This window comes from Pandoraea sp. NE5, assembly GCF_024363545.1.
GTDB classification, from domain to species: Bacteria; Pseudomonadota; Gammaproteobacteria; order Burkholderiales; family Burkholderiaceae; genus Pandoraea; species Pandoraea cepalis.
Map to the genome: position 1 here is coordinate 3,215,496 of NZ_AP025517.1, position 18,805 is coordinate 3,234,300.

An 18,805-nucleotide genomic window follows, 5' to 3' on the forward strand; every position below is an offset into this window, starting at 1 on the left:
AGTCGTCGAAGCTGGTGACGCAGTGCCGATGTCCTTGCTGCAGCTATGACTCCGGTCGCCGAGCCAGTCTGACTCAGCGTAATCCCCTAGCGTTTTGGGTCGCTGGTTAGCCCGTCCGGTAAGCCTTCCGTAAGCGTCAACGCGCACACTGAGCGCGAGGCACGGCATCCGTGTCCGACGATTTCATTGCACCGAAACGCATTGCCTGTCGACGGCGACATGCCGCTCGACCTTGCCGGCCCGATCCGGCGCCGCGCCACCTCCGTTCCCCACCGGCACTCCCGGTCGGGCACCGGGCGCGCGAGCCAATTCTTATATGCAAGGAGACACCATGACTTCGTATGCGTCGTTTCACGCCCGTTCCATTGCGCCCGATTCGCGCGCGGCCTTCTGGGAGGAGCAGGCCCATCTGATCGACTGGGAGACACCCTTCACCCAGGTGCTCGATTACGACAAGCCACCGTTTGCACGATGGTTCGTTGGTGGCCGAACGAATCTGTGCCACAACGCCGTCGACCGCCATTTGCCGTCGCGCGGCTCGCAAAATGCGCTGATCTGGGTGTCGACGGAGACCGAGCAGGAGCGTGTCTACACGTACGACGAACTGGCGGCAGAAGTGAATCGCATGGCGGCGTCGCTGCAATCGCTGGGCGTTGCGCGCGGCAAGCGGGTGCTGATCTACATGCCGATGGTGCCCGAAGCGCTGTTCGCGATGCTCGCCTGCACGCGGCTCGGTGCGATTCACTCGGTGGTGTTCGGTGGCTTCGCCTCAGTCAATCTGGCGGCACGCATCGACGACGCGCAACCGACTGTCATCGTCTCGGCCGACGCCGGTTCGCGCAACGGCAAGGTCGTGCCCTACAAGCCGCTGCTCGATGAAGGCATCGCGCTCGCGCAGCACAAGCCGTCGAATGTGCTGCTGATCGACCGGGGCCTCTCGCCGATGACACGTGTGCCCGGCCGCGACATCGACTACGCGCCATTGCGCGAGCAGTTTTTCGATGCCGCCGTGGCGTGCGAATGGCTCGAGTCGAGTGAGCCGTCCTATGTGCTCTACACCTCGGGTACGACGGGCAAGCCGAAGGGCGTACAACGCGATACCGGCGGGTATGCGGTGGCGCTGGCGGCGTCGATGCAGCACATCTTCTGCGCGAAGCCGGGCGACACGATGTTCTGCGCGTCGGACATTGGCTGGGTGGTCGGGCACAGCTATATCGTGTACGCGCCGTTGCTCGCCGGCATTGCGACCGTGATGTACGAAGGCACGCCGATCCGACCCGATGGCGGAATCTGGTGGCGCATCGTCGAGAAATACAAGGTCACGCAGCTTTTCACCGCGCCCACGGCGATTCGCGTGCTCAAGAAGCAAGACCCGGCGTATCTGACCCAATACGACCTGTCGTCGCTACGGCTGATCTTCCTCGCGGGCGAGCCGCTCGACGAACCCACGGCGCGGTGGCTCACCGACGGCGTGGGCAAACCGGTCGTCGACAACTACTGGCAGACGGAGACCGGCTGGCCGATTCTGGGCATGGTGCGCGGCGTGGAGGCCTTGCCGGGCAAGCTCGGGTCACCGGGCAAACCGGTGTATGGCTACGACGTGAAGCTCGTCAACGAGGTGACCGGCGAGGACTGCGGGCCGAACGAGAAGGGCGTGCTGGCCATCGAAGGGCCACTGCCGCCGGGCTGCATGAGCACCGTCTGGGGTGACGACGCGCGCTTCGTCAAGACCTATTGGCAGACGGTGCCAGGCCGCACGCTGTATTCGAGCTTCGACTGGGGCGTGCGCGATGAAGACGGCTATTACTTCATCCTCGGTCGCACCGACGACGTGATCAATGTGGCGGGGCACCGGCTTGGCTCGCGCGAGATCGAAGAGAGCATTTCGAGTCACCCGGCCGTGGCGGAAGTCGCGGTCATCGGTGCACAGGATGCCTTGAAGGGGCAGGTGGCCATCGCGTTCGCAGTGCTGCGTCAGCCCGCGTTGGCGGCCACGCCCGAGGCGCGTCTGGCGTTGGAGGGCGACGTCATGAAGACGGTGGACAAGCAACTGGGGGCAGTGGCGCGTCCGGCACGCGTGTTCTTCGTCGCGATGCTGCCCAAGACGCGCTCGGGCAAGCTGCTGCGTCGCGCCATCCAGGCCATCTGCGAAGGCCGCGAAACCGGCGACCTGATCACGCTGGAAGATCCGGCCGCGCTCGATCAGGTACGCGATGCGGTGAAGGGCGCGTAGTTCGCAGCGTCATGAGCACGGCGCAGGCGCGTGCTCATGACAGGTCATCGCCCGCCGACTTCCCGTCTCCCAATTCGACCTCGTCACCTGAATGGCTTGTCGAGAATTTCGGGCGCGCGGATGGCGTCGATCAGCAGGCCGAGAAACGCTTCGACGGGGGCGGGCAGGGTGCGTCCGGCCATTGTCTGCACTTGCAGTGAGCGTTGGTGCAGCGCCGGATTTCGAATGGGGATGGCGACGAGCCCTTCCGGATCGAGCCGGCTGCGCACCGTGAGCAGGCCGGTCAGTGTGACGGCGTTGCCGGAGCGCACGAAGCTGTGCAGCGAGGCGTGATAGTTGCTCACGAACACCGGTTCGAACAGCAGGCCTTCGAGAATGCAGCACAGGTCGAACATCTGGCGGATGGTCACGCCGGCATTCGATAGCGCCATCGGGTAAGGCAGCAAGTCGGCAAGCGCGATGTCGCGTCGTTTGGCGAGCGGGTGCTGCTTGGCCATCAAGGCATAGATCGGCGCCGGTTGTGTGTGAACGACCTGCACCCCTTTTTCCGGGGCGACGCTGAAACACACGGCGATATCCGCTTCGCCGTCGCGTACGCGCTCCGTGGCGACGAACGGCGAGACAACATCGAGCAGAAAGTGCGCGCCAGGGTAGGTTTCGCGAAAGCGTGCGAAGACCTGTGGCAGGAAATCCCGCGCGACACCCTCCGCACTGGCGACGCGAATCGTCGCGCGCCCCACTTCCGACAGCCCCCGGATTTCCGACGTGACGCGTTCCGCATCGAGCAGCATGCGACGCGCATGATCGGCAAGCAACTCACCTGCCTCACTCAACACCATGCCGCGCGGACGACGCTCGAACAACGGTGTGCCGAGATCTTCCTCGAGCTTCGCGATCTGTCGGCTCAAGGCAGAGACCGCCACGTGCAGGCGCTCGGAGGCGCGACTGAGCGAGCCGGTACGAGCGACTTCGAGAAAGTAGCGAAGTGCGTGTGTTTGCATGGGCGGATGGGCGGATGGCGCCGTCTGTTGCGAGAGGATTGGCTGCGATTTCAGCTTTGCCGAAACGGCAACGAAACCTTCGAAATATTATCATTGTTGTCAAAAATACCCGCTCCTAGAATGGCCTGAACGGTTGCGTTGCAGCGTGCTGCCGACACGCGTGGCCGTGTGTGCGAGCCAGGCAGCCGTGCCCTCAAAAGCCATCTGGAGACAAGCAGTGACACGTAGCGCAGCAATTTCCCAAGCCACCGCCCAATACGATTCGGGCGCGTTCCTCGATACGCTCAACCGCCGCGTCGCCTACAAGACCGAGAGTCAGGAGGCGGATAGCGGCGATGTCCTTCACTCGTACCTTGCGGATGAGATGACGCCTGCGCTCGCGGCGCTCGGCTTTACATCGCGCATCGTGCCCAACCCGGTGCCGGGCGGCGGCCCGTTCCTGATTGCGCAACGACACGAGAGCGACGATGTGCCCACGGTCCTCACCTACGGTCACGGCGACGTGGTGCGAGGCTACGACGCGCAATGGCGCGACGGCCTGAAGCCCTGGGAGATCGTGGTGGAAGGGGATCGTTGGTATGGACGCGGCACCGCCGACAACAAGGGGCAGCACACGATCAACCTGTCGGCGCTGGCGGAGGTGCTGGCGTTGCGTGGCGGCAAGCTCGGCTACAACGTGAAGATGATCGTGGAGATGGGCGAGGAGATGGGCTCGCCGGGCCTGCATGCGATTTGCGAGCAACTGCGTGACGAACTGCGGGCCGATGTGCTGATCGCCTCTGACGGGCCGCGACTGGCGGCGCAACGTCCGACGGTGTTTCTCGGCTCGCGCGGCTTGGTCAACTTCAAGCTCAGTCTGAATTTGCGCGACGGCGGGCATCACTCGGGAAACTGGGGCGGACTGTTGCGCAATCCCGGGGTGGTGCTGGCGAACGCGATTGCATCGATTGTCGATGGCAACGGCAAGATTCTCGTCGATGGCTTGCGTCCGCCCGAGGTGCCGGCGTCGGTGCGTCGCGCGCTGGCTGGGTTGGAAGTGGGCGGCGGACCGAACGATCCCGAGGTCGACGTTGATTATGGCGAGCCGGGATTGACGCCGACGGAGCGCGTGATTGGCTGGAACAACATCGAAGTGCTGGCGTTCAAGACCGGCAATCCGGAAAAGCCGGTCAACGCGATTCCGCCGTACGCCTATGCGCACATGCAGATTCGCTTCGTCGTCGGTACTGACTGGGAGCGGCTGGGCGAGATCGTGCGCGCGCATCTCGACGCGCATGGTTTCCCGATGGTCGAGGTGGAGGTCGAGCGCGGCGTGATGGCGACGCGTCTCGATCCGGAAGATCCGTGGGTGCTGTGGGCGTTGACGTCGATGCGCGAGACGACGGGCAAGCCGCCGGTGCTGCTGCCGAATCTGGGGGGCACGTTGCCGAACGATGTGTTCGCGGACGTTCTGGGGCTGCCGACGCTGTGGGTGCCGCACTCGTACCCGGCCTGTTCGCAGCACGCGCCGGACGAGCATCTGCTCGGGTCGGTGGCGCGCGAGGCGTTGCAGATCATGGCGGGTCTGTTCTGGGATCTGGGGGAAGTTGATCTGAAAGAGGGGAAGCCGCGATGAACAGCTCAGTGACCGCCGCTGGGGCGGATCAAACGAACGGCGCGCCGCGTGTCGGCAACGAGGGGGTGCGTGCCGACGTGCCCGTGTACAAGTTGATTGTCGCGACGTCGATCGGCAATGCGCTCGAGTGGTATGACCTGATCGTCTATGGCTACTTTGCCGTGACGATCTCCAAGTTGTTTTTTCCCGCGCACGATGCGACGGTGTCGCTGCTCATGGCGCTGGGGACGTTCGCGTTGTCATATCTTGCGCGTCCGCTGGGGGCGTTTGTGCTGGGCGCGTATGCGGACCGCTGTGGGCGTCGTGCGTCGTTGATGTTGTCGATTGCGATGATGACCTTGGGCACCGGGCTGATCGCGTTCATGCCGACGTATGCGGCGATTGGGGTTTGGGCGCCGATCGGCATTTTCTTGTCGCGCGTGTTGCAGGGATTTTCGGCGGGCGGCGAGTTTGGTAGCTCGACGGCATTTCTCGTTGAGCATGTACCGAACCGGCCGGGCTTCATGTCAAGCTGGCAGTTTGCGAGCCAGGGGGCGAGTACGTTGCTGGCGTCGGCGTTCGGGGCGGTGCTGACCGGGGCGCTGACCCAGCCGCAATTGGAATCGTGGGGATGGCGGATTCCGTTCCTGTTCGGGATGCTGGTCGGGCCGATCGGGCTTTACATCCGGAAGTACGTGGACGAGACGCCGGCGTTCGAGCATGACGTGGCGCGCAAGCGTCAGGCGCAGGTGGAGGGCGACGACGCGGGTCAATCGCCGGTACGAGAGGTGTTGGCAACGCAGAAGTCGCGTCTGCTGGTGTCGATTGGGGCGCTGGTGCTGACAACGACGGCCAACTACATGATCCTGTACATGCCGACTTACGCGACGAAACAGTTGGGTTTGCCGCCGGCGCAGGGCTACATTGCGACGCTGGTGACGGGCTTCGTCATCATGACGCTGACGCCGTTCGTGGGGCATTGGTCGGACAAGGTGGGGCGTATTCGCATCATGCTGGCGGCGGGGGCACTGTTCTTCTGTACGGTGTATCCGGCGTTTGCGTACATGAATGCGCATGCGTCGCTGCTGACGATGATGGTCGTGATGCTGTGGGTGGGCACGTTGAAGGCGGTGTACTTCGCACCGATTCCGGCGCTGATTTCGTCGTTGTTCCCGACACGAACACGGGCGACGGGCATGGCGGTGGGTTACAACCTCGGTACGACGATCTTTGGCGGCTTTACCCCGCTGGCGGTAGCGTGGCTGATTGCGTCGACGGGCAACAAGCTGGCGCCGGGGCTGTATTTGATGGTGGGGGCGGTGGTGAGTCTGACGACGCTAGTGATCGCCAAAACGCGGATGGGCGTGCGCTGAGGCGAGACGATTGGCTGTGGAATGAAGAGGCGCCCGGCGGCGTCGCGTGTGAGGGCTGCATGCGAGGCTGGCGTGGCGCCTTTTTTGTTTGTCAGTGATTCCCCTGCCGGAATATATGCGTTTTGCGATACATCCGGAATTCCGGTGAGCAGTCAATCGAGCGGTGCGCCGTGTTCATTTGAAGCATCTGCCCTGCAGTGTCGTTTTGCAACGTGACGTGCTATTCAAATTGGGGGGGGGCGTCGATGAACATGCAGCAGCCGGGGGGGGGCTTACACCCTGGCGTCAGACCAGAGGTTGGAAGGAACCATGAGTGACACGACGGCGAGAATTCTGGCAGACGAGCATTGCCAAATATTTCGGTTTTGGACCCATGGACGAAGTTTCGGAATCGTCCGATGACCGCCTCAGACGATTCACCTTCTAAGGGCTTTCCCGACCCGTCGAACATCAGGGTCTGACCACCTTGCCGGCCGTAATTTTTTTCGCTAGTATTTTAGGTATAAACTATTTATGATTTAACAAAGATCGGCAAACGCGACGCGATCTGTGAATCCGGAGGCTGGAGATGAATATCGTCTGTATCGGTGGCGGTCCCGCGGGCCTGTATTTCGGGTTGTTGATGAAGCTGCGCGACCCGTCGCATCGTGTGGTGGTGGTCGAGCGAAATCGGCCCTACGATACGTTCGGCTGGGGCGTTGTGTTCTCCGATGCCACCATGGACAACCTTCAGGAGGCCGATCCCGAGAGCGCCGCGCAGATCAACGCCGCCTTCAACCGGTGGGATGACATCGACATCCACTTCGAAGGCCGCACGATCACCTCGGGCGGTCACGGCTTCATCGGCATTGGCCGCAAGAAGCTGCTCAACATCCTTCAGGCGCGCTGCGAAGCGCTCGGCGTCGAACTGGTCTTCGAGACCGATGTCGACGACGACGAAGCGATCGCCCGCCGCTATCAGGCCGATCTGGTGATCGCCTCCGACGGACTGAACAGCCGCATCCGCACGCGTTACGCCGACACCTACCGCCCGGACATCGACACGCGTCAGAATCGTTTCGTCTGGCTCGGTACGCATCAACGCTTCGACGCGTTCACGTTCGCCTTCGAGAAGACCGAGCATGGCTGGTTTCAGGCGCACGCCTATCAGTTCGATGCCGACACGTCGACGTTCATCGTCGAGACGCCCGAGGAAGTCTGGCAGGCTCACGGCATCGATCAGATGAGCCAGGAAGAGGGCGTGAAGTTCTGCGAAAACCTCTTCGCGAAGTACCTCGGCGGCCATGAACTCATGAGCAACGCCAAGCACCTGCGCGGCTCGGCCATCTGGATCCGCTTCCCGCGCGTGATCTGCGAACACTGGGTGCACTGGCGCGATGTCGACGGCAAGCGCGTGCCCATCGTCCTCATGGGCGACGCCGCCCACACCGCGCACTTCTCGATCGGCTCGGGCACCAAGCTCGCGCTGGAAGACGCCATCGCGCTTGCGGACGGTCTGCGCACCCAGGGCATCGATGCCCTGCCGCGCGTGCTGGCCGACTACGAAGCGGCGCGCGGCGTCGAAGTGCTCAAGATTCAGAACGCCGCCCGCAATTCGACGGAGTGGTTCGAAACCGTCGAGCGCTACGCTCGCTTCGCGCCGGAGCAATTCGCCTACTCGCTGCTCACGCGCTCGCAACGGATCTCTCACGAGAACCTGCGCGTGCGCGACCCCGCCTATGTCGAAGGCTTCGAAGACTGGCTCGCCACGCGTTCCGGCGTGACGCGCGCCGACGGCCAGCAGGCGATTCCGCCGATGTTCACCCCGTACCGGGCGCGCGAACTCACGCTCAAGAACCGTATCGTGATGTCGCCGATGGCCATGTACTCGTCGGTCGACGGTGTGCCGGGCGACTTCCATCTCGTACACCTGGGCAGCCGCGCGCTGGGCGGTGCGGGCATGATCGTCGCGGAGATGACCTGCGTGTCGCCCGACGCACGCATCACGCCGGGGTGCCCCGGCCTGTGGAACGATACGCAACGCGACGCGTGGAAGCGCATCGTCGACTTCGTGCACGCAGGCAGCGACGCCAAGATCGCCATGCAGATCGGCCACGCCGGTCGCAAAGGTTCGACGCGCCTGGCCTGGGATGGTATCGACCAACCGCTCGACGACGGCAACTGGCCGCTGATCTCGGCCTCGCCGCTACCTTACATCGAGGGCGTGTCGCAGACGCCGCGCGAGATGACCCGCGCCGACATGGACCGCGTCAAGGACGACTTCGTGCACGCCGCCCGCCGCGCTGCCGAGGCGGGGTTCGACTGGCTCGAATTGCACTGCGCTCACGGCTATCTGCTCTCGAGCTTCATTTCTCCGCTCACGAACCAGCGTCAGGACGCGTACGGCGGCTCGCTGGAGAACCGACTGCGTTATCCGTTGGAAGTCTTCCATGCGGTGCGCGACGTGTGGCCGGCGGCCAAGCCGATGTCGGTGCGGATTTCGGCGCACGACTGGGTCGAAGGCGGCATCACGCCGGACGACGCCGTGACGATCGCGCGCGCCTTCAAGGACGCTGGTGCGGATCTGATCGACTGCTCGTCGGGCCAGGTCAGCAAGGACGAGAAGCCGGTCTACGGCCGCATGTTCCAGACGCCGTTTGCCGACCGTGTGCGCAACGAGGCCGGCATTCCGACGATGGCGGTGGGCGCGATTTTCGAGGCGGATCACGTGAACAGCATCATCGCGTCGGGCCGTGCCGATCTGTGTGCGCTGGCGCGACCGCACCTCGCCGATCCGTTCTGGACGCTGCACGAAGCCGCGAAGATCGGCTACAAGGATCTGCCATGGCCGTCGCAGTACTATGCGGGCAAGCGGCAGTACGAGACCAATCTGGAGCGTGCGGCTGCCTACGCTCAACAGATCGGTAAATAAGGACAGTTCATGACGTCAACGACAATCTCGGCCGGCGCGTCGCCAGCATCGCTGGCGGGCGTGCATGCGTTGGTGACGGGCGGCGCGCGCGGCATTGGCGAAGCCGTGGCGCGGTCGCTGCTTGCGCAGGGCGCACGAGTGACGCTGCTCGGGCGCAACCAGGCCACGCTCGCGAGCGGTGCACACGCCTTGGCCGCGCATGGCGAGGTGGCTTGGGTCAGCGCGGATATTTCGGACGCCGCCGCCGTCGCCGCGGCCTTTGCACGCGCGGCCGGCCGCTTCGGCCCGGTGCAGGTGCTGGTGAACAACGCGGGGCAAGCACTCAGCGCGCCATTCGGCAAGACGGACAGTGCGCTCTGGCAACAAATGATCGACGTCAACCTGACGGGGACGTTCCACTGTATTTCCGCCGCGCTGCCCTCGATGCTGTCGGCCGGGTGGGGCCGCATCGTGAACGTGGCGAGTACCGCCGGGCTGATCGGTTATCCGTATGTCACGGCGTATTGCGCGGCCAAGCACGGCGTGGTCGGGCTTACGCGCGCACTGGCGCTCGAAGTGGCGAAGAAAGGGGTGACGGTGAATGCCGTTTGCCCGGGGTATACGGAAACGGATATCGTGCGCGACGCGGTGGCCAATATCGTCGCGAAGACCGGTCGCGGTGAAGACGATGCGCGTGCCGAGCTGGCCCGCCGCAATCCGCAGGGCCGTCTCGTGCAACCGCAAGAGGTGGCCGACGCCGTGCTGTGGCTCTGCCAGCCGGGCGCCGGTGCCGTGACAGGACAATCGATCGCGGTGGCGGGCGGTGAAGTGACCGTCGGCTAAGCGGCCATGCACACACTATTTGAGGAGATCGGCCAATGAGTGACGTGAAACTGACGATGGCGCATCACAAGCGCACGTTCGCGAACTATGAAGCCAAGCACTTTCTGTGGTCGGTGTCGAACGACGCGCAAGGGCGCGCGAGCGTGGGCACGATCACGCTGAACCGTCCCGACAAGAAGAATCCGTTGACGTTCGACTCGTATGCCGAGTTGCGCGATCTGTTTCGCGGTCTCGTCTATGCCACGGATATCAAGACGGTCGTTGTGACCGGCGCGGGCGGCAATTTCTGCTCGGGCGGCGACGTTCACGAAATCATCGGCCCGCTCACGCAGATGAGCATGCCGGAGCTGCTCGACTTTACGCGCATGACGGGCGATCTGGTCAAGGCGATGCGCGCCTGTCCGCAGCCGATCGTCAGCGCCATCGACGGGATTTGCGCCGGGGCCGGGGCGATGATGGCGCTCGCCTCCGACATGCGTCTGGGCACGCCGCAGGCGAAGACGGCGTTCCTGTTCGTGCGCGTGGGGTTGGCGGGTGCCGACATGGGCGCGTGCACGCTGCTGCCGCGCATGATCGGACAGGGCCGCGCGTCGGAGTTGCTGTACACCGGTCGCGTGATGACGGCCGAGGAAGGCCTGCAATGGGGTTTTTTCAATGCCCTGCATGACAGCGGCACCGTGCTCTCGGCCGCGCAGACGCTGGCCGACCAGATCGCCTGCGGCCCGACGTTCGCGCACGGCGTGACCAAGAAGCTGCTGCATCAGGAGTGGAACATGGGCGTGGACGAGGCCATCGAGGCCGAAGCCGAAGCGCAGGCCATCTGTATGCAGACGAAGGATTTCCGCCGCGCTTACGACGCTTTCGTCGCCAAGCAGAAACCGGTGTTCAAGGGCGACTGACGCGAGCGAGACGATGAGCGATATCACTCCCCAAAACGCGCGCAATGGCGACTTTCTGGCATGGCCGTTTTTCGACGAGGCGCATCGCCGGTTGGGCGCGGAACTCGACGCCTGGTGCACGCGCGAACTGAAGGTCGATCACCACGCGGATACCGATGCGACATGCGTGTCGCTGGTGCGCCAACTGGGTCGCGCAGGCTGGCTGAAGTATTGCGTGAGCGCGCGTCATGGCGGCGCGCTGGATCAACTGGATTCGCGGGCGTTGTGCGTGCTGCGCGAGACGCTCGCGCGTCACGACGGACTGGCTGACTTCGCCTTTGCGATGCAGGGATTGGGTAGCGGCGCGATCACGCTGGCGGGCAGCGAGGCGCTCAAGCAGCGCTATCTGCCGCGCGTGGCCTCGGGCGAGGCGATTGCGGCGTTTGCGCTCTCGGAGCCGAATGCCGGGTCGGATGTGGCCGCGATGGCGTGTTCGGCCACGCGCGATGGCGACGACTACGTGCTGAACGGCGAGAAGACGTGGATTTCGAATGGCGGCATCGCGGACTTCTATTGTGTTTTCGTGCGTACGGGCGAGGCGCCCGGCGCCCGCGGTATCAGCGCGTTCGTGGTGGATGCCGACACGCCGGGGCTGACGATTGCCGAGCGAATCGATGTGAGCGCACCGCATCCGCTGGCGCGTCTGAAGTTCGAGAACTGTCGTGTGCCGGCTTCGCAGCGTTTGGGCGAGGCGGGACAGGGTTTCAAGGTGGCGATGATGACGCTGGATATTTTCCGCGCGTCGGTGGCGGCGGCGGCGCTGGGCTTTGCCCGTCGCGCGCTCGACGAAGGGCTGGCGCGCGCGAAGTCGCGCGAGATGTTCGGGCAGACGCTCGCCGATTTCCAGATCACGCAGGCGGCTTTGGGCGAGATGGCGACGTCGGTGGACGCCGCGGCGTTGCTGACGTATCGCGCGGCCTGGCAGCGTGACGTGCAGGGGCAGCGCACGACACGCGAGGCGGCGATGGCGAAGATGTTCGCGACGGAGTCGGCGCAGCAGGTGATCGACCGCGCGTTGCAGATGTTCGGCGGCGCGGGCGTGGTGTCGGGCGCGATCGTGGAGCGTCTGTACCGTGAGATTCGCTCGCTGCGGATCTACGAAGGGGCAACGGAAGTACAAAAACTGATCATCGCGCGCGAACTGCTCAAGGACGGCTGAGCGCGGTCTGTGGCGGCGCGCAGGCGCCAAGCTTGATTACCGGGGGCAAGGAGAAGCACATGGAACGATCTGGACATCTCGACACTTTCGCGCGCGACAATCTGCCGCCCGCGGATCAGTGGCCCGAGTTTCTGCTGGACAATCCGGACGTGGCGTACCCGGCGCGTATCAATTGCGCCGCCGAATTACTGGATCGCGCGATTGCGCAAGGTCGCGGCGAGGCGCCTGCGATTTATTCGGTGGAGAACGGTCAGCCGACGGTCACGACGTATTTCGGTTTGCGTGAGAGAGTCGACCGCATCGCGCACGTGCTGCGCAACGACATGGCGCTGGTGCCGGGCAATCGCGTGCTGTTGCGCGGACCCAATAACCTGTTCATGGCGGCCGCGTGGCTGGCGGTGATCAAGGCGGGGCTGGTGGGCGTGCCGACGATGCCGTTGCTGCGCGCGAAGGAACTCAAGCAGATCGTCGACAAGGCGGAGGTCGGCGCGGCGCTGTGCGACGGACGTCTGAAGGATGAACTGGAGTTCAACCGCCGGGCGGACCATGAGTATTTCTGTCCCGCGTTGACGCAGGTGGTGTACTTCCACGACGTGGGTGAGGACTCACTGGAGGCCCGCATGGCCCGCCAGCCGGCAAGCTTCGAAGCTTGCGATACGGCGGTGGACGATGTCTGCCTGATCGCTTTCACGAGCGGCACGACGGGGCAGCCGAAGGGCACAATGCATTTCCATCGCGATGTGTTGGCAATGTGCGATCTGTTTCCGCGTCATGTGCTAAAGCCGGGGCCGGAGGACATTTTCTGCGGCACACCCCCGTTAGCGTTCACTTTCGGTACGGGCGGCCTGTTGACGTTCCCGTTGCGCGTCGGAGCGGCGACGGTGTTGTTGGAGAAGCTCACGCCGGACAGTCTGCTGCAGGCGATCGAGCAGTACCGCGCGACGATCTGTTTTACGGCGCCGACGTTCTATCGTCAGATGGCTGCGCTGGTGGGCAAGTACGATCTGTCGAGTCTGAAGAAGACGGTGTCGGCGGGGGAGGCGTTGCCGGATGCGACGCGTCAACTCTGGAAGCAGGCGTCGGGTATCGAGATGATCGACGGCATTGGCGGCACGGAGATGATTCATATTTTCATCTCGGCGGCGAACGGCGACGTGGTGCCGGGCGCGATCGGCAAGCCGGTGCCCGGCTATATCGCGATGATCGTAGACGAGAACATGCAGCCGCTGCCGCCGGGCAAGGTAGGCAAGCTGGCGGTGAAGGGGCCGACGGGATGTCGATATCTCGCGGACTCGCGTCAGACGAATTATGTGAAGAACGGCTGGAATCTGCCGGGCGATACGTTCCGTTGCGACGAGGCCGGTAATTATTACTATCAGGCGCGCTCGGACGACATGATTGTGTCGGCGGGGTACAACATCGCGGGCCCGGAAGTGGAGTCGACTTTGCTGCAGCATCCGGCGGTGGCGGAGTGCGGGGTGGTGGGCGCGAGCGACGAGGCGCGCGGCCAGATCGTGAAGGCGTATGTGGTGCTCAAGGCGGGCGAGCCGCGCGACGACGCGATGGTGAAGGCGCTTCAGGAGTATGTGAAGGCTAACATCGCGCCGTACAAGTATCCGCGGGCGATTGAATTTGTCGATGCACTGCCGCGCACGGAGACGGGCAAGCTGCAGCGCTTCAAGCTGCGGCAGATGGCGCATTGAGGTGCATTGAGGCGAGGGTGGGGCGCTCCAGTTGGCGCCCACTCACGTTGACGCGGTGTGACGACGAGGCATGCGGGGGGAGAGGATATGTCGGAAGCTGAGGTGGCGGCGCACGCGTTTGTGAAGCCGTTGTTGGTGCGGTTCAAGCATTGCGACCCGGCCGGGATTGTGTTCTATCCGCGCTATTTCGAGATGATGAACGATCTGGTCGAGGACTGGTGCGCCGAAGGGCTGGGTCTGTCGTTCGGCGAGATGCATTTGCGTAATGCGATGGGCGTGCCGACGGCGAACATTGAGTGTCGCTTCAGTGCGCCGAGTTTTTTGGGTGAGACGCTCCAGCGTTCGCTGGAGGTCTCGCGTCTGGGTCGTTCGTCGATGACGTTGCGCATCCGGTTTTCCGGAGCGAACGACGAGACGCGTTTGCAAGCCACGCTGGTGTTGGTTTGGGTCGCGAAGGGCGAGGGCGGCAGGCCCGCCCCGATCGCGGTGCCCGACGCCCAGCGCGCGGCGATTGTGCGCTTTGCCGCACCTGATTCTGTTATTGAAGGAGTGTCCTGATGCTGCAAGTTCTGCAACCCCCCGAATGGGCGAAGCCGCGCGGCTATGCGAATGGCATGGCTTTCGAGATGACGGCGGGCAGCCGCATTGTGTTTGTCGGCGGTCAGATCGGCTGGAATGGGCAGCAACGTTTCGAGACGGACGATTTCGCGCTGCAGGTGCGTCAGACGCTTGAGAATATTGTGGCGATTCTGGCGGAGGGCAATGCGAAGCCGGAACATATTGTTCGCATGACGTGGTATGTGAAGAATAAGCGCGAGTATGTGGAGTGTTATCGCGCGATTGGGGAGCATTATCGCGCAGTGATCGGTCGTCATTTCCCGGCGATGACGGCGGTGGAAGTGGCCGATCTGGTGGAGGACGAAGCGAAGGTGGAGATCGAGGTGACCGCGGTAGTGCCGGCGGCGTAGGCGTTGGGAATGTTGGGTCGGTGAAGGAGGAAGCTGGATGGCGGGCATGGTCTGACGACGCCGGTTTTTCCTCGCGAAATGCGGCTTACGGCGAATCCGGTTGGGTTGGGGTTTGTCCGTAAGCCGTTTTGCTTTTCAGGACATATAGTCGTTATAGGCACACGTTGCGTGAGCGATCGGTGGCGATCCCGCCGGGAGGTACGCAATCATGAATGAAAACGCGTCGCTATCGCGCGGCAGGGGTTGGCTGTGGCTGTTGTTGCTGCCTTTCGCTGGCGTTCTGTGGGTGCCGTTCTACAACCGGCTCGAGCCGTCTCTCTTCGGTTTCCCGTTTTTCTATTGGTATCAGTTTGCGTGGGTGTTGGTGACCGCGCTGCTTACGGCGTGGGTGCACCGACGCACGGCGCCGGCTGACGCTGCGACGGGAGGTCGATCATGAACTGGACGGCCACGGTGGTTTTTGTCGCGCTGTTTGTGTTTGTCACGATCGTGGGGTTCGTGGCGGCGCACTGGCGACGCGGGGATCTCGCGCAGCTCGACGAGTGGGGGCTGGCAGGGCGACGCTTCGGCACGATTGTCAGTTGGTTTTTGCTCGGCGGCGATTTGTATACGGCTTATACGTTTATCGCTGTGCCGGCGTTGGTGTTCGGCGCCGGCGCGCTGGGGTTCTTCGCGTTGCCGTACACGATTCTGGTTTTTCCGTTTGCGTTTGTGGTCTTTCCGAAGCTTTGGCAGGTGTCGCGAAAGCATGGCTATGTGACGGCTGCGGATTTTGTGAGCGCTCGCTACGGCAGCGGTTGGCTAGGGCTGGCGATCGCGGTCACGGGGATCGTGGCAACGATGCCGTACATTGCCCTGCAATTGGTCGGGATCGAGGTGGTGATCGGCGCGCTGGGCTTTCACGCGACTGGCTGGCTCGGCGATTTGCCTCTGATTATCGCGTTCGTGATTCTCGCGGCTTACACGTACACCAGTGGATTGCGCGCACCGGCATTGATCGCGATTGTGAAGGACACGCTGATTTATCTGACGATTATCGCGGCGTTGATCGTGATTCCGATTCGCCTGGGCGGAATGTCGCATGTGTTCGCGGCAGTCCCCGCAGGGAATCTGCTGCTGAAACCGCCATCAGGCGGTTCGCTCGCAGGCTACAGTGCTTATGCAACGCTGGCATTGGGCTCGGCGTTCGCTCTGTTCTTGTACCCGCACTCGATTACGGCGCTGCTCAGCGCAAAGAGCGGTAATACGATTCGACGCAATATGGCGCTGTTGCCCGCCTATACGCTGCTGCTCGGGTTGATCGCCTTGCTCGGGTACATGGCGTTGGCCTCCGGAGTGAAGTCGATGCCTCAGTTCGCACCCTATTTCGCGCAATATGGGACGAATTTCGCCGTACCGGCGCTGTTCCTCTATGCCTTCCCTTCGTGGTTTGTCGGCGTGGCATTCGCCGCTATCGCCATCGGTGCTTTGGTCCCCGCCGCCATTATGTCGATCGCCGCCGCGAATCTCTATACACGTAATGTGCATAAGGAATTCCTGAATAAATCGGTGTCCGCTGCGCAGGAGACGCTGATCGCAAAACGTGTCTCGCTGGTGGTGAAGCTCGGCGCGCTGTTCTTCGTGCTGTTCTTGCCGCTTCAATACGCGATTCAGCTGCAACTGCTCGGCGGCATCTGGATCATTCAGACGCTTCCCGCAATCGTGCTCGGGCTTTATACGCGTTGGCTCGATCATCGCGGCCTGCTGATCGGTTGGTTCGCCGGTATCGCCGTCGGTACGTGGATGGCCGCCTCTACAGGCTTCAAGTCGTCTGTCTTCGCTCTGCACATCGGCTCGCTCACGATGCCCGGCTATGCCGCACTCTATTCGCTCTTCATCAATCTGCTCGTCGCCGTTCTGGTGACGGCGCTCGTCAAGGTGCTCGGCATGCAACCACGCTCTGATGCCACCCAGCCAGAGGATTATTCGGACGCAGTCCATTCTTGATGAGGTGTTTTGCTGGCGGATCGGGGCCTCAACACCACTCCCCTAGACGGACCGGGGCCCCTTTCCGCCTCTCAAACATAAACCCAACTCGCTGCAGAAAGGGGCCCCGGTCCATCCCCCTCCACGCCCCCAGTCCCCCCACCGACACCGCCCGCTTCCCACGCCTCCCCCCACACCGCCCCTGTCCCGTCGACACCGCCCGTCTCCATCGCCATCGCGACGCCGCACCCGCCCCGCGCGTGCTCCGCATCTGCCGCAGGACGGCCGCGTCGTCGCCCACGCCTCTCCAGTCCCTCTTCTCCTCCTACCTCCTTCTTGCTTCTCCTAGTGCCTCCTAGTGCCTCCTAGTGCCTCCTAGCGTCTCCTCTCGCTCGCCTCCATCGCTCGCTTTTTCATCCCCCCATATGCAAAACGCCGGGCTCTCCCCGGCGTCTTCGCTGTCCTGCACTTATCGTTCGCTACCACTTTGCTTATGCCGCCTTTCTCGCTGAGCGCACCGCCTCCAACGCCGCTCGCGTCAACACATACGTGCCCGGCAAATCCTGCTCGTCACAGTTGTGACCCTCTCCACCCCGATCCACCACCACGAAGTCACTCACCTCATCCAACGCCAACAACGGGTGATGCCACACGCCACGCGCATAGTTCACCCCCTGCCACCCCTCCGAAACAAACGCCCTCATCTGACTCACGTCCAATTCGCCCGCCGGCGCTACCACCACCAGGTACGGCGTCGTCTTCAACGGTATGAACGCCTGACTCCCCAACGGATGCCGCTCCAACATCTTCACCTCATACGGCAACTGCCTCGGCTGGCCACGAAACACATTGACCAACGTGCGGCCGCCCTCCGGCCCCAAATCTACCGTCGCCAAATCGTGAAACCGCTCCGTCGTCCCGCCATTGATCCCGAAATGCTTCGCCCCCGACAACTCAATCACATCGCCAAACGGCGCAAACGCCTCTCGCGTCAATCGCTCGATCTTCAACGCCGCTCCCGCCATGTCACTCTCCTTTTTTTCCTTTTTTCATTTCCCCCCCTCTCGCACCCCTGCCGGGCGCGAGAGGGATTCATTCGCGCTTACGCTTTCTTTTCGCTCAACCGGCCCCACAACCGCAAACGCGATACACCCCCGTCCGGAATGATGTTGAAGCGAATGTGCGTGATCGCCCCCAGCCTCTGTACCTGCTCCTCAAAGCTGAATTGCTTGTCCATCGCCAATTTCTGCTCAGGCAACAACTCCGGCCAGAACATCGACTGCGTAATCAAGGACTGCTCGGTGCCGCCCGTCACATACGCCGCCTGAATGGAACAACGATCCGGGAAGTTGCCCTTGAAGTGCGCCGTGTCCACTTCGATCTTCGCAATCTCGCCCGGCTGCGCCAACGCAATGATCGCCCAGTCGTTGCCCGGCTCACGACGTCGACGCGTCTCCCACCCATCGCCCATGTTCACCCCCCGGCCCGGCATCAACAGGTTCGATGCCATCCCGAAGTGCTGGTTGTTCGCCGCGACGACGTAACCGCCATTCTCCATCGCGATGAGGTCGATCAACTCGTCACGCGAGCGTCGCGCCCAATCGCTCTGCGGCAACCCATACACGCGCAAACGCGCCAGGCCACCATCGGGGTACAGGTTCACTCGCACATGGGTCACCGCACGCGACTGCGTAATCGCATGGTAGTGGTGCGCATTGCCCTGCAAGCTGGTCGACGCCAGCAATTCGAACCACTCGGCCGACTCGCCCGGGGCGCCGTCCGGGCTGTGGCAACCCTCGAGCGACGCGGCCGGCGGAAAGTTGCCGGTGAAGTGGCTGGTGTCGAGGTCAACGCCAAACAACACGCCCGGTCGCGCCAGCTTGACCACACACCAGTCGTAGCCGTTCACACGCTTGCGACGTGTCTCCCAACCATCCATCCACTTGCCGTTGTCGTCGTATTTGCCAGGGATGAACACGGCCGGCTCAGGGTTGAGCATGCGCTCCTTGGCCGCGAAAAACTCGTCGCTGGCCTCCAACGCCTGCGCACCCAGGCGCGGATCAGCCAAGTTGACGTAACGGCGCACAAATTCCGGTGCGTTCGGGTCTTGCGGGGCGAGGGCCATGTTGCGTTTGACT

At 63.2% G+C, this 18,805-nt stretch carries 15 protein-coding genes; 12 read left to right on the forward strand and 3 right to left on the reverse strand.

What is annotated here, in order from left to right; all coding sequences use genetic code 11:
- The first annotated feature begins 331 nt into the window (after window positions 1-331).
- Window positions 332-2,233 carry a propionate--CoA ligase gene (locus tag PanNE5_RS14660; RefSeq protein ID WP_261938224.1) on the forward strand — a complete coding sequence of 634 codons (1,902 nt, stop codon included), beginning with the start codon at window positions 332-334 and terminating at the stop codon, window positions 2,231-2,233.
- An 83-nt stretch (window positions 2,234-2,316) separates the two neighbouring features.
- Here the strand turns inward: PanNE5_RS14660 and PanNE5_RS14665 are convergent, their stop codons facing one another.
- Complete coding sequence (locus PanNE5_RS14665; protein WP_017231823.1) at window positions 2,317-3,234, reverse strand: LysR family transcriptional regulator; 918 nt, start codon at window positions 3,232-3,234, stop codon at window positions 2,317-2,319.
- A gap of 217 nt (window positions 3,235-3,451) precedes the next feature.
- Between PanNE5_RS14665 and PanNE5_RS14670 the strand changes: the two genes are divergently transcribed.
- The 11 genes from PanNE5_RS14670 to mctP all read left to right on the forward strand — a co-directional run bounded on the left by PanNE5_RS14670 (window position 3,452) and on the right by mctP (window position 16,688).
- Window positions 3,452-4,849, forward strand: a complete 1,398-nt coding sequence (locus PanNE5_RS14670) for a M20 family metallopeptidase (RefSeq protein ID WP_261938225.1) — start codon at window positions 3,452-3,454, stop codon at window positions 4,847-4,849.
- Entirely contained in the window at window positions 4,846-6,201 is a 1,356-nt protein-coding gene (locus tag PanNE5_RS14675; RefSeq protein WP_261938226.1) for an MFS transporter, read from the forward strand. The genes PanNE5_RS14670 and PanNE5_RS14675 overlap by 4 nt, the downstream gene beginning before the upstream one ends.
- Before the next feature lie 568 nt (window positions 6,202-6,769).
- On the forward strand, window positions 6,770-9,112 hold the full coding sequence (locus tag PanNE5_RS14680; protein ID WP_261938227.1) for a bifunctional salicylyl-CoA 5-hydroxylase/oxidoreductase: 2,343 nt from the start codon (window positions 6,770-6,772) through the stop codon (window positions 9,110-9,112).
- A gap of 9 nt (window positions 9,113-9,121) precedes the next feature.
- A complete protein-coding gene (locus tag PanNE5_RS14685; RefSeq protein ID WP_017231827.1) occupies window positions 9,122-9,934 on the forward strand; it encodes an SDR family NAD(P)-dependent oxidoreductase in 813 nt (270 codons plus the stop codon).
- Window positions 9,935-9,969: 35 nt separating this feature from the next.
- Window positions 9,970-10,833 carry an enoyl-CoA hydratase family protein gene (locus PanNE5_RS14690; RefSeq protein WP_261938228.1) on the forward strand — a complete coding sequence of 288 codons (864 nt, stop codon included), beginning with the start codon at window positions 9,970-9,972 and terminating at the stop codon, window positions 10,831-10,833.
- 13 nt (window positions 10,834-10,846) lie between these two features.
- On the forward strand, window positions 10,847-12,031 hold the full coding sequence (locus PanNE5_RS14695) for an acyl-CoA dehydrogenase family protein (RefSeq protein WP_261938229.1): 1,185 nt from the start codon (window positions 10,847-10,849) through the stop codon (window positions 12,029-12,031).
- A 59-nt stretch (window positions 12,032-12,090) separates the two neighbouring features.
- Complete coding sequence (locus PanNE5_RS14700) at window positions 12,091-13,734, forward strand: AMP-binding protein (RefSeq protein WP_261938230.1); 1,644 nt, start codon at window positions 12,091-12,093, stop codon at window positions 13,732-13,734.
- Between the two features lie 87 nt (window positions 13,735-13,821).
- Entirely contained in the window at window positions 13,822-14,292 is a 471-nt protein-coding gene (locus tag PanNE5_RS14705) for an acyl-CoA thioesterase (RefSeq protein ID WP_017231831.1), read from the forward strand.
- Window positions 14,293-14,294: 2 nt separating this feature from the next.
- The gene (locus tag PanNE5_RS14710; RefSeq protein ID WP_026131573.1) at window positions 14,295-14,702 is read left to right on the forward strand and encodes a RidA family protein; all 408 of its coding nucleotides are present in this window, start codon (window positions 14,295-14,297) and stop codon (window positions 14,700-14,702) included.
- 208 nt (window positions 14,703-14,910) lie between these two features.
- Complete coding sequence (locus PanNE5_RS14715) at window positions 14,911-15,141, forward strand: DUF3311 domain-containing protein (RefSeq protein WP_017231833.1); 231 nt, start codon at window positions 14,911-14,913, stop codon at window positions 15,139-15,141.
- Entirely contained in the window at window positions 15,138-16,688 is a 1,551-nt protein-coding gene (gene mctP, locus PanNE5_RS14720) for a monocarboxylate uptake permease MctP (protein WP_261938231.1), read from the forward strand. The genes PanNE5_RS14715 and mctP overlap by 4 nt, the downstream gene beginning before the upstream one ends.
- A 470-nt stretch (window positions 16,689-17,158) precedes the next feature.
- Here mctP and PanNE5_RS14725 read toward each other — a convergent pair whose 3' ends face one another.
- The gene (locus tag PanNE5_RS14725; protein WP_150564802.1) at window positions 17,159-17,692 is read right to left on the reverse strand and encodes an ureidoglycolate lyase; all 534 of its coding nucleotides are present in this window, start codon (window positions 17,690-17,692) and stop codon (window positions 17,159-17,161) included.
- Between the two features lie 77 nt (window positions 17,693-17,769).
- Window positions 17,770-18,792 (reverse strand): allantoicase, encoded by a 1,023-nt coding sequence (gene alc, locus PanNE5_RS14730; RefSeq protein WP_261938232.1) that lies wholly within the window; start codon window positions 18,790-18,792, stop codon window positions 17,770-17,772.
- Between the last annotated feature and the right edge of the window lie 13 nt (window positions 18,793-18,805).

Coding starts and splice junctions, on each gene's coding strand:
- PanNE5_RS14660 (WP_261938224.1), top strand. CDS start 332: ATGACTTCGTATGCGTCGTTTCACGCCCGTTCCATTGCGCCCGATTCG.
- PanNE5_RS14665 (WP_017231823.1), bottom strand. CDS start 3,234: ATGCAAACACACGCACTTCGCTACTTTCTCGAAGTCGCTCGTACCGGC.
- PanNE5_RS14675 (WP_261938226.1), top strand. CDS start 4,846: ATGAACAGCTCAGTGACCGCCGCTGGGGCGGATCAAACGAACGGCGCG.
- PanNE5_RS14680 (WP_261938227.1), top strand. CDS start 6,770: ATGAATATCGTCTGTATCGGTGGCGGTCCCGCGGGCCTGTATTTCGGG.
- PanNE5_RS14685 (WP_017231827.1), top strand. CDS start 9,122: ATGACGTCAACGACAATCTCGGCCGGCGCGTCGCCAGCATCGCTGGCG.
- PanNE5_RS14690 (WP_261938228.1), top strand. CDS start 9,970: ATGAGTGACGTGAAACTGACGATGGCGCATCACAAGCGCACGTTCGCG.
- PanNE5_RS14695 (WP_261938229.1), top strand. CDS start 10,847: ATGAGCGATATCACTCCCCAAAACGCGCGCAATGGCGACTTTCTGGCA.
- PanNE5_RS14700 (WP_261938230.1), top strand. CDS start 12,091: ATGGAACGATCTGGACATCTCGACACTTTCGCGCGCGACAATCTGCCG.
- PanNE5_RS14705 (WP_017231831.1), top strand. CDS start 13,822: ATGTCGGAAGCTGAGGTGGCGGCGCACGCGTTTGTGAAGCCGTTGTTG.
- PanNE5_RS14715 (WP_017231833.1), top strand. CDS start 14,911: ATGAATGAAAACGCGTCGCTATCGCGCGGCAGGGGTTGGCTGTGGCTG.
- mctP (WP_261938231.1), top strand. CDS start 15,138: ATGAACTGGACGGCCACGGTGGTTTTTGTCGCGCTGTTTGTGTTTGTC.
- PanNE5_RS14725 (WP_150564802.1), bottom strand. CDS start 17,692: ATGGCGGGAGCGGCGTTGAAGATCGAGCGATTGACGCGAGAGGCGTTT.
- alc (WP_261938232.1), bottom strand. CDS start 18,792: ATGGCCCTCGCCCCGCAAGACCCGAACGCACCGGAATTTGTGCGCCGT.